This window comes from Baekduia soli (assembly GCF_007970665.1).
GTDB lineage: Bacteria > Actinomycetota > Thermoleophilia > Solirubrobacterales > Solirubrobacteraceae > Baekduia > Baekduia soli.
In genome coordinates this window covers 3,071,688-3,087,288 of sequence record NZ_CP042430.1, presented here as the reverse complement: position 1 = coordinate 3,087,288, position 15,601 = coordinate 3,071,688, and the positions used below count along the sequence as shown (strand labels likewise).

Annotated in this window: 15 protein-coding genes and 4 pseudogenes; 4 read left to right on the top strand and 15 right to left on the bottom strand. The window is 74.9% G+C overall.

The genetic code is table 11. The features are described from left to right. Positions 1-7 precede the first annotated feature (7 nt). Positions 8-580: a 5' nucleotidase, NT5C type gene (locus tag FSW04_RS14660; RefSeq protein ID WP_146920506.1), complete on the bottom strand. Its 573-nt coding sequence runs from the start codon at positions 578-580 to the stop codon at positions 8-10. A gap of 54 nt (positions 581-634) precedes the next feature. On the opposite strand from FSW04_RS14660, the pseudogene FSW04_RS28545 reads away from it, so the two are divergent. Both FSW04_RS28545 and FSW04_RS28540 read left to right on the top strand, forming a co-directional pair. After that, positions 635-1,219, top strand: a pseudogene (locus tag FSW04_RS28545) (alpha/beta fold hydrolase); the annotation flags it as partial. Continuing rightward, the gene (locus tag FSW04_RS28540; protein ID WP_407652989.1) at positions 1,183-1,569 is read left to right on the top strand and encodes an alpha/beta fold hydrolase; all 387 of its coding nucleotides are present in this window, start codon (positions 1,183-1,185) and stop codon (positions 1,567-1,569) included. The pseudogene FSW04_RS28545 and the gene FSW04_RS28540, both read left to right, overlap by 37 nt. A gap of 63 nt (positions 1,570-1,632) precedes the next feature. Here the strand turns inward: FSW04_RS28540 and ilvD are convergent. From ilvD to thiD, 3 genes and pseudogenes are all read right to left on the bottom strand, one after another. Then, positions 1,633-3,319: pseudogene (gene ilvD, locus FSW04_RS14650) on the bottom strand (dihydroxy-acid dehydratase). A 158-nt stretch (positions 3,320-3,477) separates the two neighbouring features. Then, positions 3,478-4,035 carry a hypothetical protein gene (locus FSW04_RS14645; protein ID WP_146920503.1) on the bottom strand — a complete coding sequence of 186 codons (558 nt, stop codon included), beginning with the start codon at positions 4,033-4,035 and terminating at the stop codon, positions 3,478-3,480. A gap of 10 nt (positions 4,036-4,045) precedes the next feature. Next, positions 4,046-5,290, bottom strand: coding sequence for a bifunctional hydroxymethylpyrimidine kinase/phosphomethylpyrimidine kinase (gene thiD, locus FSW04_RS14640; RefSeq protein WP_228430483.1), 1,245 nt, complete (start codon positions 5,288-5,290; stop codon positions 4,046-4,048). A gap of 159 nt (positions 5,291-5,449) precedes the next feature. Between thiD and FSW04_RS14635 the strand changes: the two genes are divergently transcribed. Further along, complete coding sequence (locus FSW04_RS14635) at positions 5,450-6,151, top strand: GNAT family N-acetyltransferase (protein ID WP_146920501.1); 702 nt, start codon at positions 5,450-5,452, stop codon at positions 6,149-6,151. 1 nt (position 6,152) lies between these two features. Here FSW04_RS14635 and dprA read toward each other — a convergent pair whose 3' ends face one another. From dprA to FSW04_RS14620, 3 genes and pseudogenes are all read right to left on the bottom strand, one after another. Continuing rightward, positions 6,153-7,349, bottom strand: coding sequence for a DNA-processing protein DprA (gene dprA, locus FSW04_RS14630; protein WP_146920499.1), 1,197 nt, complete (start codon positions 7,347-7,349; stop codon positions 6,153-6,155). Further along, a pseudogene (locus FSW04_RS14625) lies at positions 7,346-8,874 on the bottom strand (YifB family Mg chelatase-like AAA ATPase). Before FSW04_RS14625 ends, dprA begins: the two are co-directional and overlap by 4 nt. A gap of 89 nt (positions 8,875-8,963) precedes the next feature. Further along, complete coding sequence (locus FSW04_RS14620) at positions 8,964-9,434, bottom strand: DUF1707 and FHA domain-containing protein (protein ID WP_187368787.1); 471 nt, start codon at positions 9,432-9,434, stop codon at positions 8,964-8,966. Positions 9,435-9,572: 138 nt separating this feature from the next. On the opposite strand from FSW04_RS14620, the gene FSW04_RS14615 reads away from it, so the two are divergent. After that, complete coding sequence (locus FSW04_RS14615) at positions 9,573-9,938, top strand: YraN family protein (protein WP_146920494.1); 366 nt, start codon at positions 9,573-9,575, stop codon at positions 9,936-9,938. Between the two features lie 35 nt (positions 9,939-9,973). Here FSW04_RS14615 and FSW04_RS14610 read toward each other — a convergent pair whose 3' ends face one another. The 8 genes and pseudogenes from FSW04_RS14610 to ffh all read right to left on the bottom strand — a co-directional run bounded on the left by FSW04_RS14610 (position 9,974) and on the right by ffh (position 15,269). Next, positions 9,974-10,675: a ribonuclease HII gene (locus FSW04_RS14610; RefSeq protein ID WP_146920492.1), complete on the bottom strand. Its 702-nt coding sequence runs from the start codon at positions 10,673-10,675 to the stop codon at positions 9,974-9,976. 34 nt (positions 10,676-10,709) lie between these two features. After that, positions 10,710-11,296, bottom strand: a pseudogene (lepB, locus tag FSW04_RS14605) (signal peptidase I). Between the two features lie 44 nt (positions 11,297-11,340). Next, positions 11,341-11,928, bottom strand: a complete 588-nt coding sequence (gene rplS, locus FSW04_RS28535; RefSeq protein ID WP_146920490.1) for a 50S ribosomal protein L19 — start codon at positions 11,926-11,928, stop codon at positions 11,341-11,343. Positions 11,929-12,037: 109 nt separating this feature from the next. Next, on the bottom strand, positions 12,038-12,844 hold the full coding sequence (trmD, locus tag FSW04_RS14595) for a tRNA (guanosine(37)-N1)-methyltransferase TrmD (protein ID WP_146920488.1): 807 nt from the start codon (positions 12,842-12,844) through the stop codon (positions 12,038-12,040). 3 nt (positions 12,845-12,847) lie between these two features. Next, positions 12,848-13,381, bottom strand: coding sequence for a ribosome maturation factor RimM (gene rimM, locus FSW04_RS14590; protein WP_146920486.1), 534 nt, complete (start codon positions 13,379-13,381; stop codon positions 12,848-12,850). Position 13,382: 1 nt separating this feature from the next. After that, positions 13,383-13,616, bottom strand: a complete 234-nt coding sequence (locus FSW04_RS14585; RefSeq protein WP_146920483.1) for a KH domain-containing protein — start codon at positions 13,614-13,616, stop codon at positions 13,383-13,385. A gap of 16 nt (positions 13,617-13,632) precedes the next feature. Further along, the gene (gene rpsP / locus FSW04_RS14580; RefSeq protein ID WP_146920481.1) at positions 13,633-13,887 is read right to left on the bottom strand and encodes a 30S ribosomal protein S16; all 255 of its coding nucleotides are present in this window, start codon (positions 13,885-13,887) and stop codon (positions 13,633-13,635) included. 47 nt (positions 13,888-13,934) lie between these two features. Next, entirely contained in the window at positions 13,935-15,269 is a 1,335-nt protein-coding gene (gene ffh, locus FSW04_RS14575; RefSeq protein ID WP_146923754.1) for a signal recognition particle protein, read from the bottom strand. Positions 15,270-15,601: the final 332 nt, after the last annotated feature.

Sequence of the window (15,601 nt, the reverse complement as noted above, 5' to 3'; positions counted from 1 at the left end):
TCGCGGCTCATGCGACGCGCCGGTCGCTCCCGGACAACAGCGGCTGCAGGAGGCGCTCGAGCTCGGCCCAGTCGGCCGCGCTGACGACGTCCTCGGTGTCGCAGACGTCCTGGTTCCACGGGTGGGCGATCGTCGCGACCCGGATGCCGTGGTCCAGGGCGGCCTGCAGGTTGTACGGGCTGTCGTCGATGAGCAGCTCGATGCCGATCTCGCGGCAGCGCGCGACCTTGTCGAACGAGCAGTACAGCTCGTCGAACCGCAGGCCGATCTGCTGCAGCCACTGCTCCGTCGCCGGGTGGGCGCGCTCGTGGCGATGGCTGGTGATGTGGATGAAGTGGCCGTCGGCCGCCCAGCGGTTGACGGCCTCGACCGCGCCGGGGTACGGGCGGCCGGCGAGGATGGCCTCGTTGCAGTGCGTCTCGTCGATGCAGCAGGTGAGCTGCTCGGGGCGCAGGCGCGTGATGCCCCAGTCGAACTGCTCCTCGTAGGGCAGCTCGATGCCGAAGCGGCGCAGGGCGGCGGCGGAGAGCCGGTCCCAGTAGTGGTGCAGCGTGGAGTCGATGTCGATGGCGATGCGCATGGCGTGCCCGCGGGCGTCGGGGGAGGACGACCTGTCTCCACCTATCGTAGGGCCATGACGCCGACCGCGAGGGCCGGACGCACGACGGTCGCCGTGCGGCAGTACGGGCCCTCGGGCACGAGCGCCTGGCGGTCGGTCGACTGGCGCGAGCACCAGCGCTGGCACGAGGTGGGCGGCCGGTGGATGAACGTCATCGACCTGGGGCCGGCCGAGCCCGAAGGCGTGATGGTGTTCATCCACGGCCTCTCGGGCTGCTGGCAGAACTGGCTGGAGAACCTGCCGTACTTCGCGGCGACGCACCGCTGCATCGCCATGGACCTGCCGGGCTTCGGCGCCTCGCAGCTGCCCGCGCGGCCGATCAGCATCGCGGGCTACGCCGAGGCCGTCGACGAGCTCCTGCGCGGCCTGGGCGTCACGCGCGCGGTCGTCGTGGGCAACTCGATGGGCGGCTTCATCGGCGCCGAGGTCGCCATCCGCTTCGGGACGTGGGTCCAGCGCCTGGTCCTCGTCTCGGCCGCCGGCCTCTCCGTCGAGCACCAGCGCAACGAGCACGCCCTGCGAGCGCTGCGGGCCGCGGGCAGCATGCTGGCGCTGGGCGCGAGCTGGCTGGCGTCACGGTCGGAGGCGCTCGCGCGCCGGCCGCGCTCGCGCCGGGCGATGTTCCACCTCGTGGCCGCCCACCCCGAGCGCCTGCCCGCCCCGCTGCTGGCCGAGCAGCTGCGCGGGTCGGGTCCCCGCCCGGGTTCATCGACGCGCTCGACGCGATCACCGGCCACCCGATCCGCGACCGCCTCACGGCGATCACCGCGCCGACGCTCATCGTCTGGGGCGAGCTGGACGCGCTGGTCCCGGTCAGCGATGCGTGGCTGTTCGGCGAGCTCATCCCCGACGCGCGGGTCGTCGTCTACGAGGACACGGGCCACCTGTCGATGCTCGAGCGCCCCGACGCGTTCAACGCGCTGGTCGCCGGGTTCCTGGCCGAGGGCTGACCCGCACGCGGGCCCGGGCTCGCACGCGGGCCCGGGCTCGCGCGCGGGCACCGCGGCCCCGGCTCAGCCGATGGTGACGGCGCCCTCCGAGGCGCTGGAGACCAGCAGCGCGTACTTGCGCAGCACGCCGGTGGCGTCGGGGCTGACCGGCACGTCGTAGGCCTCGACGCGGCGGGCGATCTCCTCGTCGGAGAGGTCGACGTCGATGCGGCGGTTGTCGACGTCGATGGTGACGCGGTCGCCGTCGGCCACCGCGGCGATCGGGCCGCCGCGCGCGGCCTCGGGGGCGACGTGGCCGCCCATGAAGCCGTGGGTGGCGCCGGAGAAGCGCCCGTCGGTGAGCAGCGCGACGTGCTCGCCCATCCCGGCGCCGTTGAGCGCGGCGGTGACGCCGAGCATCTCGCGCATGCCCGGGCCGCCGACGGGGCCCTCGTTGCGGATGATGATCACGTCGCCCTGTGCGATGCCGCCGGCCAGCACGACGGCCATGGCGGCCTCCTCGCCGTCGAAGACGCGCGCGGGGCCCTGGTGGTAACGGCGCTCGTGGCCGGCGAGCTTGACGACGCAGCCCTCGGGGCGAGGTTGCCGCGCAGGATCGCGATGCCGCCGTTGGGCTTGATGGGGTCCGAGACCGGGCGCACGACGTCCTGGCCGGGGTCTCCTTGGCGCCGTCGGCGACCTCGCCGATCGTCTGCCCGGTCACGGTGATCGCGGACTCGTGCAGGCGGCCGAGCTCGCGCAGGCGCTGGATGACGACCGGCACCCCGCCGGCGGCGTAGAGGTCGACGGCGTTGTAGCGGCCGCCGGGCTTGAGGTCACACAGCAGCGGCGTCGCATCGCTGATGCGGTCGAAGTCGTCGATGGACAGCTCGATGCCGGCCTCGCGGGCGACGGCCAGCAGGTGCAGCACGCCGTTGGTCGATCCGCCGCTGGTAGCCACGGCGGCGATCGCGTTCTCGAGCGACTCCTTCGTGATGATCTGGCGCGCGCTGACGCCGCGGCGCAGCAGGTCGACCATGAGCTTGCCGGCCTCGTAGGCGACGGCGTGCTTGGCCTCGGCCTCGGCGGGGACCATCGCCGCGCCGGCGGGGCTGATGCCCAGGACCTCGAAGGCCATGGCCATCGTGTTGGCCGTGAACTGCCCGCCGCAGGCGCCGGCGCCCGGGCTGGCCTCGTTCTCCAGCGCGACGAGCTGCTCGTCGGTGATCTTGCCCGCGGCGTGCGCGCCGATGGCCTCGAAGATGTCCATGATCGTGACGTCGTGGCCCTCGAAGTGGCCGGGGCGGATCGAGCCGCCGTAGAGCATGAGGCTCGGCAGGTCGAGCCGGGCCAGGGCCATGACGGTCCCGGGCAGCGTCTTGTCGCAGCCGCTGAGCGCGATGACGCCGTCGAAGAGGTGGCCGCGCGCGACGAGCTCGATGGAGTCGGCGATGACCTCGCGCGAGACCAGCGAGGTCTTCATGCCGCTGGTGCCCATCGTGATGCCGTCGGAGATCGCGACGGTGTTGAGCTCCATCGGGGTGCCGCCGGCGGCGCGGATGCCGTCCTTGACGTGCTTGGCGAGCACGCGCAGGTGGAAGTTGCACGGCATGGTCTCGATCCACGTGTTGGCCACGCCGATGATCGGCTTGGCCAGGTCGTCGTCGCCGTAGCCGATGCCCTTCAGGTACGCGCGCGCCGCGGCGCGCTGCGGTCCCTCGGTGAGGGCGCGGCTCTTGTGCTTGACGTCGAACTCGGTCGTGGCGCTCATGGGGTGCGCACGATATCGGCGCGGGGGCGCTCGGCCCTGTGCGGCGGCTGCGGCGCGGGGGCGCCGGGCGGCGCGGTCGGCCTCCGCGGCCGGGCGTCAGCTCGTGGTCGTGCGCTGCTCGCGGGCCAGGCGGCGCAGGCGCGCCTGCTCCCACTGCGTCAGGCGCCACAGGTCGCGACGGACCTGCTTGGGGTCGACCTGGCGGCCGGGGAGGTGCATGTTGGCCTCGCCCACGAGGTGGTGCTCGTCGCCGGTGAGCGCCATCCATTTGGCCAGCGCGTCGTCGGAGTCCGGGAGCCGGGCGCTGCCGTAGGGCCGTGAGATGTCCGGAACGTCACGCAGTACTCGGCCAGCAGCTCGCGCGTCTGGGGCAGGTAGGCGACGATCGGCTTGTGCGGGTAGATGAGGTAGGCGTAGGGCGCGCCCGCCCGGGAGGAGGGCATCAGGCCGCGCTCGGGCGCGGAGGCCAGCGCACCCCAGACCCGGATGAAGCCCAGGTCGCGGTACATCTCCCACTCCTCGTCGTTGACGCAGGAGCGCAGGAGCTGGCGGGCGCGCTGCTCGGCGCGGCGCTCGCGGCCGGGGTCGTAGAGGTCGGTGGGCACGCGGGCGCGGCGGGCGCGCCAGCGGTCGACGTGCTCCTCGAGGCGCGGTGCGCACACCTCCCACAGCAGCGCCACGATCACGATCAGGGTGGCGCTGAGGGCGAGGATCATGACGCGGGTGCTACCGGCCGCCGGCGGCCCGGGGGAAGAAGATGACGCGCTCGGCGTCGCGCGGGATCTCCTCGAAGGCCCGGACCATCCGGGCCTCGCGGCGGCCGCCCTGGGCCGTCGTCGGGACGGCGGCCCACATGCCCTCGTCGAGCTGACGGCGGAACTCCTGCACGAGGCGCTGCTCGTCGTCGAGCACGGACACGTCGCCCTCGGCCAACAGGACCTCTCCGTGCCCGGGCTTCATGCGCAGGAACCTCACCGCGGTGATTATGGCAAAGCGCAACCCCCGGGAGGGCGCCCCGCGCGCCCGATCCGGCGCGGCGGCCCGGGCCGGAGACCCGCGCGCGGGCGCCCCGCGCTCAGGCCGGGGCTGCAGGGCGGCCGAGCCGCCCGGAGCCCGCCACGGCGTGCACGTCGCCGTAGCCGACCCGAGGACATTGACGGGGCCCGCTCCGTGCCCGAGGCCGCGCAGGCCGTGGCCGACGGCGTCGGCGGCGATGGCGCGGGCCGCCCGCGCGGCCTCGCGGAGGTCGAAGCCCAGCGCGAGGTGCGCCGCCAGCGCGGAGGAGTGCGTGCAGCCCGAGCCGTGCGCCGCGCCGTCAGGATGGCGGACGCCGGGAATCTCCAGCACGTCGTCGCCGTCGAGCAGGACGTCGGTGGCCTCCGTGCGGTGGCCGCCGGTGAGGACGACCGCGCGGGCGCCGGCGGCGCGCACGGCGCGGGCCAGCCGCTCCCCGTCGAGGCCGTCGCCGGCGTGGCCCGCCAGGACGTGGGCCTCGGGCACGTTGGGCGTCACGACGGTGGCGCGCGGCAGCAGGAGCTCGACGAGCGCCTGCTCGGCGTCGGCGTCGAGCAGGCGGCCGCCGGACTCGGCGATCATCACCGGGTCGAGCACGACGGGCGTGCCCGCCGGAAGCGCGTCGAGCGCCCCGGCGACCGCCGCGATGACGCGGGCGCTGCCGACCATGCCGATCTTCACCGCGTCGACCCCGAGGTCGGACGCGACGGCCTCGATCTGGGCGACCACCATGTCCGGGTCGACGGGCAGCACCCGCGACACGGCGACCGTGTTCTGCGCCGTCAACGCCGTGATCGCCGTGGTGCCGTGCACGCCGCAGCGCGCGAAGGCCTTCAGGTCGGCCTGGATGCCCGCGCCGCCCCCGGAGTCCGACCCGGCGACCGACAGGCACACGGGCACGCGCGGCGACCGCGGCGCGGGCTCGGGGTGCGGGGAACGGGATGCGGGCGTGCTCATCGGCCCCGATCGTAGAGCCCGCCGGCGCCTGGCCGGGACGCTGGTAGCCTTGCCGCGAGCGCCCTGCCGACGACGGATCCCCGCACCAGCGCCGCAGGCCCGTCCGCGGACCACCGGCTCCAGCGCCACCTGCGCAGCGCGGCGCGGCGCGGCCGCGACATGCTGCGGGTGGGCCCGTTCCTGGCGACGTTCGATCCCCACGACGACGGCCGGTACCTGAACTACGCCATCCCGGACGACGACGCGCGCCCGACCGCGGGCGACGTGGCCGATCTCGCGGCGGCGTACGAGGAACGCGGCCGGATCCCGCGCCTGGAGTACCTGACGACCGCGGCCCCGCTCGTGGAGGCGGCGCTCGCCGACGGCGGCTTCGTGGCCGAGGCCCACCTCTCGCTCATGACCTGCACGCCGGGCCGGGCCGCGGAGCGCCGCCTGCCCTGGGCACGGGTCTCCCGTGCCGAGGACGACGCCGAGCTGGAGGAGATGGTCGCCGTCCAGCACACGGCGTTCGGCGACGTGCCTCCCGACGCCTCGACGCTCGCCCGCGCCCGGGCGTGGGTGGAGGCGGGCGCCATCGCCGTGGTCGCCCGCGACCGCGCGACCAGGGCGGTGATCGGCGGGGGCGTGGCCACGCCCCCGTGCGAGGACGCCTCCGAGCTGACCGGCATCGCGGTCCGCGAGTCGTTCCGCCGCCGCGGCGTGGCGGGCGCGGTCACGGCGCGGCTGGCTCGCGAGGCGTTCGCGGCGGGCGCCGGCACGGCGTTCCTGACCCCCGGCGGGGACGGCGCGCAGCGCGTGTACGCCCGTGCGGGATTCGCCGACGCCTCGGTGATGCTGCACATCTCGCGGTTGGACGGGTAGCTCACCGCCACCCTCCGGCGGCCGGCACGCGGACGACGCGCCCGCCCGGACCGCGGCGCACGAGGCCGAGCAGCTCGAGCTCCATCAGGCCGGCGCGGACCGCGGCCGCGGCGCCGGGATCGGCGGCCAGTGCGCCGACGGTGTCGCGGCCGTCCTCGATCGCGCGCAGCAGCGCCCGCAGCGACGGCTCCAGGTCGGCCGGCGGGGCGACGACGGCGAGCGCCGCACGGGCCGTCGCGGCCTCGGCCTCCCCCACGCCGAGCACGAGGTCCAGGGCGTCGGCGGCGTCGCGGATGAGCGTGGCGCCGTCGCGCAGCAGCGCGTTCGTTCCGCGCGAGCGCCACACCATCACCGGTCCAGGGACCGCGCCGACGTCGCGACCGAGGTCCAGCGCCAGCTCGGCGGTGATCAGCGAGCCCGAGCGCTCGGCGGCCTCGACGACGAGAGTCGCCGGAGCGAGGGCGGCGATCGTGCGGTTGCGCGCCGGGAAGCACCAGCGGTGCGCGCGGAACCCGGGCGGCATCTCGGAGATCACGAGTCCGGCGCCGACGATGGCGCCGTACAGCCGCCGCTTCGTGGCCGGGTAGGCGATGTCCGCGCCGCCGGCGAGCACCGCGACCGTGGTCCCGCCGCCCTCCAGCGCCCCGGCGTGGGCGGCCCCGTCGATGCCCAGGGCCATGCCCGAGACGACGGTGACGCCCGCCGCGGCCAGCCCGCGGCCGAGGGTGCGCGCGACCTCCAGGCCCTCCGGCGAGGCCTTGCGCGTCCCGACGATCGCGACGGCCGGCGGCGGCGCCTCGCCCGGCCGCCCGAGCAGCGCGCCCAGGCGGGCGGCGGCGCCCGCGCCGCCGGCCCGCGCGAACAGCACGGCCGCGGCGGAGCGGTCGTCGCGCAGCATCGCGGGGTAGGCCGGATCGTGGCGACAGATCGCCAGCAGGCCCGCTTTTCCCGCGGCGTCGCGCAGCGCCGTGACGGAGCGCGCCGCGACCTCCTCGAGGACCTCCGGCACGCGGTCACCCGCGACGGCCGCGGCGAGCTCGGCGTCGCCGAGGGCGAGCACCTCGCGCAGCGGCCGGCGCCGGTGGCGGGCGATCTCGATGCCGCCGGCCAGCGAGGCCACCAACATGGTCCGGCGCAGGCACGCGTCGCACGCCGCCGCAGGGGCGCCTGCCGCCGACTCGGGGACCACGGCGGTCACGCCGTCTCCTCGGCGGCGTCGGCGAACAGGTCCTGGCGCAGGCCCAGCGCCTCGAGCAGGTGCACGGCGGCGACGGCGTCGCTGCCGTCGAGGTCGGCGATCGTGCGCGCGACGCGCAGCACGCGGTCATGGCCGCGCGGGCTGAGCACGCCGCGCTCGTAGGCACGACGCAGGACCGCGTCGCCGCGGGCGTCCAGGCGCACCTGGCGGCGCAGCTGCCGGGTGCCGAGGTGGGCGTTGGCGAGCACCCCGGTGGCCGCCGAGCGCGCGGCCTGACGCTCCCGGGCGGCCACGACCCGGTCGCGCTCCTGCTCGGAGCGGCAGACCGGCCCGGCGGCGAAGTCCTCGGGCCCGGGCCGCTGGACGTCGACGGTGAGGTCCATGCGATCCAGCAGCGGCCCGCTGAGCCGGCGCCGGTAGCGGCCGAGGTCGGCCTCCGTGCACCGGCAGCGCGCCGAGCCCGCAAACCCGCAGGGGCAGGGGTTCGTGGAGGCCACGAGCTGGAAGCGCGCCGGGTAGACCGCGAGCCGCTGGCCGCGCACGATCGCCACGCGGCCGTCCTCCAGGGGCTGGCGCAGCGCCTCCAGCGCCCCGCGGGAGAACTCCGCCAGCTCGTCGAGGAACAGCACGCCGTGGTGGGCGAGCGTCGCCTCCCCGGGCAGCGGCAGCGAGCCGCCGCCGACGAGGCCCGCCGCCGAGATCGTGTGATGGGGCGCGCGGAATGGCCGGGTCGTGACGAGCTCGTGGCTCGGGGCGCCCCCCGCGACGCTGCGGATGCGCGTGACCTCGATCGCCTCGTCGCGCGTGAGCGCCGGCAGGATCGACGGCAGGCGCTGGGCGAGCATCGTCTTGCCCGTGCCCGGCGGCCCGGCGAGCAGCAGGTTGTGTCCCCCGGCCGCGGCGATGGTCAGCGCCCGCAGCGGCGCGCGGTGCCCGCGGACGTCCTCGAGGTCGAGCGCCGCATCGGCGCCGGCGCTCGCGGCCGCGGGCCGCGGCCCGGCGACGCTGCCGTCGGTCTCGGCGCGCAGGATCGCCCCGACCTCGGTCAGGTGGTGGGCGCCGAAGACCCCCAGGCCGTCGACGAGCGCGGCCTCATGGGCGTGCCCGGCCTCCAGGACGAGGCCGCCGCACCCGGCGCGGCGGGCGCCCTCGGCGACCGCCAGGACGCCGCGGCACGGGCGCAGCGCCCCGCTGAGGGCCAGCTCGCCGAACACCGCGAGGTCCCCCAGGCGCTCAGAGGGCAGCTGGCCGCCGGCCGCCAGCACGCCGCAGGCGATGGCGAGGTCGAACCCCGGCCCTCCTTGCGCAGGTGGGCAGGCGCGAGGTTGACCGTGATGCGCCGCGACGGGAACTCGAAGCCGGAGTTGAGGATCGCCGAGCGCACGCGCTCACGCGCCTCGCGCACGGCCCGGTCACCGAGGCCGACGATCGTGAAGGACGGCAGCCCGGGTCGCAGGTCGACCTCGACGGTGACGCGGCGGCTCTCGACGCCGTGCAGCGCGAAGGTGGTGACGTGGGCGAGCATGCCGGGGACGCTACGGCGGGTCGCGTGCCCCGGGACATGCGGGCTGTGCCGGATCTGCGCAGGCGGCGTGCCGGGATCGTCGCGCCGTCTCAGGTGCGCAGGACGATCCCCGCCTCGCCGAGGCGGATCTCGTCGCCGTCGCGCACGCGGGCGCGGGCGACGCGCACCCCGTTGACGAACGTGCCGTTGCTCGAGGACCGGTCGACAAGCAGCCAGCCGGCGGCCGTGCGGCGCAGCTCGGCGTGGCAGCGCGACACCGACGCCTCCACGAAGCGCACGTCGCAGGTGCGCGAGCGGCCGAGCACGAGCACGCGTCCCGGGACCACCGCCGGGGCCACGAGCACGGGCCGGCCGTCGCGGCGCCGGCGACGCAGCGCCACGCGCAGGTGCGCGGCCCGGCACGGGAGGTCGGCCGACAGCTCGCGAAGGTCGTCGGCGACGCGCGCAGCCAGGGCGGCGCCCAGCCGGGTCTCGAAGGTCTGCGTGCCGAGCTCGCCGCGCAGGTAGGCGTGGCGCAGCCGGTCCTGGGCCCTGCGTCGCTCGCGGTCGCCGACCCGCACCGGCGGATCATGGCTCTCCGGAGGCGGCGGGACAAGTCGCCGGCGCGCGGCGTGAGCGCTCCGGGACGATCCCGCCGCAGGATCGTTACGGACGCGTGCTGTCCGGTCACGGGGTCGGCCGTAGCGTCGTCGCACGTCATGCCCACCGATCCCCGTCACCACCTCGGCCGCCTGGGCGAGCGCCTCGCGGCCGAGCACCTCGAGCGCCTGGGCTACGCCATCGTGGCCCGCAACCACCGCACGCGCTTCGGCGAGATCGACCTCGTCGCCTGCGACGGCAGCGTGCTCGTCTTCTGCGAGGTCAAGACCCGCCGCGGGCGCGGCGATCCGTGGGACGCGCTGCACCCGGCCAAGCGCGCCCAGGTGCGGCGCATGGCGCGCGCCTACCTGTCCGAGGAGGCCGACCGCCCGCGCGTGGCCCTGCTGCGCTTCGACGCCATCGGCGTCGGCCTCGACGCCTGCGGCCGGCTGACGCGCCTCGAGCACCTCGAGGACGCGTTCTGATGGCGGAACTCCGAGGGGGCGGCCCCGGGGCGGCCCTACAGCGCGAGCTGCTGGTAGGCCGCCGACTGGAACGACAGCCGGTGCAGGGGCGAGACGCCCTGGCGCTGGATCGCGAGGCGGTGCTCGGGCGTGGAGTAGCCGACGTGGGTGGCGAACTCCCACCCGGGATGGCGGTCGTCGGCGCGGTGCATGAACCGGTCGCGGGTGACCTTGGCGATGATGCTGGCGGCCGCGATCGCGGCGCTGGTCGCGTCGCCGTCGACGATCGCGCGGCCCTCCAGACCGCCGAGGTCCCCGACCGCGAAGCCGTCGGAGAGGCAGAGCACGTCGTCGTGGCCGGCGGCGACGCGGACCAGGGCGTCGCGCAGCGCGGCGATGTTCGTGCGGTGCAGCCCACGGCTGTCGATGCCGCGCGGGCCGCGCGAGATCACGGCGACGCGCGTGGCGATCCGCAGGACGACGGGGTACAGCGCCTCCCGGGCCTCGGGCGTGTGCTGCTTGGAGTCGTTGAGCACCGAGAGCGCGCGGACCTCGCGCGGGCCGAGGCGCTCGAGGTCGAAGAGCACGCCGGCGGCCACGAGCGGGCCGGCGAGGCAGCCGCGGCCGGCCTCGTCGGCGCCGGCGACGAAGCGGACGCCGAGCGCGCGGTCGTGTTGGAACAGCTTGCGGCCCGTGCGCCGTCGGGACTTCGCCTTGGCGGCCTTGGGCTTGGCGGGCTTGGGCTTGACGGTCGGCACGGACGTCGCGGCGGCGGGCTCGAGGCCCGGCGGGCTAGAGCAGGCCGATGCGCTTGGGGGGCCAGTAGGTGGCGAAGGCGCCACCGATGATCCAGCTGCGCGGGACGGGGCCCCAGAAACGACTGTCGTCGGACTCGCCACGGTTGTCGCCCATCATGAACCAGTGCCCGGCGGGAATCTTGATCGGGTCCGGGAAGTCGCAGCCCGTCCCGCCCTGGCACGGTCGCGTGAAGTCGTCCTTCTGGCGCTTCCCGTTGACGTAGGCATGGCCGCCCTTGATGTACAGGGTGTCCCCGGCCCGGCCACGACGCGCTTGATGAAGTTCACGCTGGCCTTCTCGGGCGTCGGCAGGTCGCACGCCTGGTCGGGACGCTTGTTCTCGTCGCCGCAGGTGTTGCTGTCCGAGCCGGCCGGCGGGTGGAAGACCACGACCTCGCCGATGTGCGGTGCGTTGAAGCGGTTGCCGAGGCGGTTGACGAGCACGCGCTGGCCGACCGTCAGCGTCGGCACCATCGACTCGCTGGGGATCCGGTACGGCTTGACGAGGAACGCCTGGATGGCGAGGGCCAGGCCCAGCGCCACCACGACGATCACGATGAGCTCGACGAACGAGCTGCCCATGGACTTCTTGCCCTGCTTGGCGTCGCCCGTGGACGGGCTCACGGTCAGGCCTGCTCGGCGTCGGGATCGCCGGGAGCCGGCTCCGCGGGGGCCTCGGCCTCGACGGCCGGGGTCTCCTCTGCGGTCGGCTCCTGCTCGACGGCCTCGGTCTCGGGCGCCTCGACGGCCACGACGTCCTGGGCGGTCTCGCCCTCGGCGTCCACCGCACCCTCGCTGGCGGCCGCCTCGGCCTCGAGCTGGGCGACGGGGTCGTGCAGCAGCCCGGGCTCGACGATCTCCTCCGGGCCGATGTAGCGGCGCTCTCGGACGCGGGCGGACTTGCCGACGCGATCGCGGAGGTAGTAGAGCTTGGCGCGCCGGACGTCGCCGCGGGCGGCGACCTCGATCTTCTCGATCTTCGGCGAGTGGACGGGGAACGTGCGCTCCACGCCGACGCCGAACGACTGCTTGCGGACCGTGAAGGTCTCGCGGACGCCGTGGCCCTGTCGCTTGATCACCACGCCCTCGAAGACCTGCGTACGACGGCGGGTGCCCTCGACGACCTGGAAGTGGACACGGACGCGATCGCCCGCCTGGAAGCGGGGAACGCGGCGCAGCTGGGCGCGCTCGAGGGATTCGATGACAGTGCTCATGGCAGAGAGAAGGCGCGGAGATCGGCTCCGCGCGTCGGCTCGGTGATGGTAGCGAAGCGGCGGTCGCCGGGGTCCGCCCGTCCCGGAAGGCGTGCGGGGCCGGGGTCCGTCAGCTCGACATCGGCCCGAACGGATCGGGCCCGCCGCCGCGTGGGGCGGCGTCGGACATCGGCCCGAACGGGTCCGGGCCGCCCGGGCGCCGGCGCTCGGTGATCTCGGGATCGGGCGGGCGCGCCGTCGGGCCCACGACGCCGCGCTCGTGGCTGCGCATCCGGCGCCAGCCCGCGATCTCCTCGTGGTGGCCGGAGAGCAGGACGGGCGGCACCTTCCAGCCCCGGTACTCGGCCGGCCGGGTGTAGTGCGGGTACTCGGGATCGCCGCCGAGCGCCCGGCTGAAGGACTCCTCGAGCGAGGACTCGGCGTGGCCGAGCGCGCCGGGCTGCTTGCGCAGCACGGTGTCCATGACGACCATCGCCGCCAGCTCGCCGCCGGAGAGCACGTAGCGCCCCACGGAGACCGCGTCGGAGGCGAAATGCTGGACGATGCGCTCGTCGAAGCCCTCGTAGCGGCCGCACAGCAGCGTGATCGCCGGCTCGGCGGCCAGCTCGTCGACGAACGCGTCGTCGAGCATCCGCCCGCCGGGCGTGAGCGCGATGACCCGCCGCTGGGTGCGCAGGTCCACCGGGTCCTGGCCGTAGATGCCGCGCAGCGCCTGGTCCATCACGTCGACGCGCAGCACCATGCCGGCGCCCCCGCCGAACGGCGTGTCGTCGACCTGGCCGCCGCTCAGCGGCGTCCAGTCGCGCGGGTTGAACGTCCGCACCTCGTGGCCGCGGGCCAGCGCGTTGCGCACGTGGCGCTGGGTCGAGAACCAGTCGAACCACTCGGGGAACAACGAGACGACGTCGAGCTGCACGGGCTAGGCGCCCTCCCCCAGGAACGCCAGGTCGACGTCGATGCGCCGGCCCTCGATGTCCACGGAGCGCACGGCGTCGGAGATCAGCGGCACGAGCACGTCGGCGCCGGCCTGCCCGCCCTCGCGGGCGACCTCGAGGACCTCGCAGGACGGGTAGGCCAGCAGCCGCCGGACCACGCCCACCTCGACCGCGCCGTCGACCACGCGGCAGCCGGCGAGGTCCTCGGCCAGCCACTCGTCCTCCTCCAACGCCGGGGCGTCGGCGCGGCGAACCCGCAGCTCGGTGCCGCGCAGCGCCTCGATGGCCTCGCGTGTCGTGATGCCTGCCAGCCTCAGGATCGGCCGCGCCGCGGTACCCGAGCGCCGGACGATCTCCAGCTCGCGGCCGCCGACCTCGACGGTCAGCCCGAGCGCGATGACCCGCGTCCGCGGCTGGGTCAGGTGGAAGGAGCCGTCGAGCCCGTGCGGGCGCCCGACGCGGCCCGCGCCGATGAGCGCGTCGGCCTCGCCGGTCGTGGCGGGGTCGGCCCCGTCCACGTCAGTCGACGATGTCGACGAGGACGCGGCGCTGCTCCTTGACGGCCGCGGCCTTGACCACGGTGCGCAGCGCGTTGGCGGTGCGTCCGCCCTTGCCGATGACGCGGCCGTAGTCGTCCTCGCCGACCGACAGCTCGAGGATGACGGTGCCGTCCTCCTCGTCGAACTGCTCCACCGCGACCTCGTCGGGGTGGTCGACGAGCTGGCGGGCCAGGTACTCGAGCAGCTCGCGCATCGCCGGCCCTGAGCGGCTAGGCGCCGGTGAGGTGGATGCCCTGCGTGCGCAGGAGCTTGCGGACCTGGCTGGTGGGCTGGGCGCCCTTGTCGAGCCACTCGCGCACACGGTCCTCGGCGACGTTGATCGTCGACGGATCGGTCTGCGGGTTGTACTGGCCCACGATCTCGATGATGCGGCCGTCACGCGGGGAGCGCTGGTCGGCGACGACGATGCGCCAGACCGGATCCTTCTTGCCGCCCACACGCGTGAGGCGAAGTCGAACTGCCACTGGGTTCCTCGGAGTTCCTTGAGTCGTTCGGAAAGCGACGGGGGAGGTTAGCGGGCCTGGCGCATGAGGGCCTGGAGGTCGGGCATCTTGCCCCGGCCGATCTGCTTCATGAGCTTGCGCATCTGCCCGAACTGCTTGACCAGCTGGTTGACGGCCTGGACGTTGGTGCCCGAGCCCTTGGCGATCCGCAGGCGCCGCGAGCCCTTGATCAGCTCGGGCCGCCGGCGCTCCTCCGGGGTCATCGCCAGGATGATCGCCTGGATGCGGTCGAGCTCCTTCTCGTCGACCTTGACGCCCTTCATCTGGGCGGCGGCGAAGCCGGGCATCATGCCCAGGATCGAGGCCAGCGGGCCCATCTTGCGGATCTGGCGCAGCTGCTTGAGGAAGTCCTCGAGCGTGAACTCGTCGCGGCGCAGCTTGCGCTCGAGCTCCTTGGCCTCGTCCTCGTCGAACTGCTGCTCGGCCTTCTCGATGAGCGACAGCACGTCGCCCATGCCCAGGATGCGCTGGGCCATGCGGTCGGGGTGGAAGGGCTCGAACTGGTCGAGCTTCTCCCCCACCGAGGCGAACAGGATCGGCTTGCCGGTGACGGCTTTGACCGACAGCGCGGCGCCGCCGCGGGCGTCGCCGTCGAGCTTGGACATCACGACGCCGTCGAAGTCGACGGCCTCGGCGAACTGCTCGGAGACGTTGACGGCGTCCTGGCCGGTCATCGCGTCGACGACCAGCAGGATCGCGTGCGGCTTGACCGCCTTGCGGATGTCCTTGAGCTCCTGCATGAGGCGCTCGTCGATGTGCAGGCGCCCGGACGTGTCGACGATGAGGACGTCCTTGCCCTCGGTCTTGGCGCGGTCCAGCGCCCAGCGGGCGATGTCGACGGGGTCCTTGTCGGTGCCCTGCTCGTAGACCGCGGCGCCGGCCTGCGTGCCGACCTTGACGAGCTGCTCGACGGCCGCGGGCCGGTAGACGTCGCACGCCGCGACGGCCACGGAGGACCCGTGGGCCTCCTTGAGGTGGCGTGCCAGCTTGGCGGTCGCGGTCGTCTTGCCCGAGCCCTGCAGGCCGGCCATGAGCACGACCGTCGGGGGCCGCGGCGAGAACGTGATGCCCGCCGAGGAGCCGCCCATGAGGGCGGTGAGCTCCTCGTTGACGATCTTGACGACCTGCTGGCCGGGGTTGAGCTGGCCGAGGACGCCGGCGCCCAGGCAGCGCTCCTTGACCGTCTGGGTGAACTGCTTGACGACCTTGAAGTTGACGTCGGCCTCCAGCAGCGCGAGGCGGATCTCGCGCATGGCCTTGTTGACGTCGTCCTCGGTCAGCGTGCCGCGGCCGCGGACGTCGGACAGGGTCTCCTGGAGCTTCTCGGCGAGGGCGTCGAACACGTGGCCCAGGAGTGTAGGGGCGCGGGCTCCGCCGGCGAGGGACGGCCGCGCCGTGACGCGCAGCCCCGCCGGCGACAGCTCGGGCAGCGCGACGAGCACGCCGTCGGGCGCGGCGGCCGAGCCGTCGGTGCCGGCGAGCGCCACGCCGTGGCTCGCCCCCGTGATGACCAGCGACCGGATCCGCAGCGACGCGCCCGGCGGGGACGCGGGATCCGTCCACGGGGCGTCGGCCCACGCCGACGCGGGGACGGCGGCCGGGCCGAGCACGGCGGCGAGCGGGAGGAGGCGGCGAAGCGAGGTCGGGCGCCTGGGACGAGCCACAGGAGCGGAAG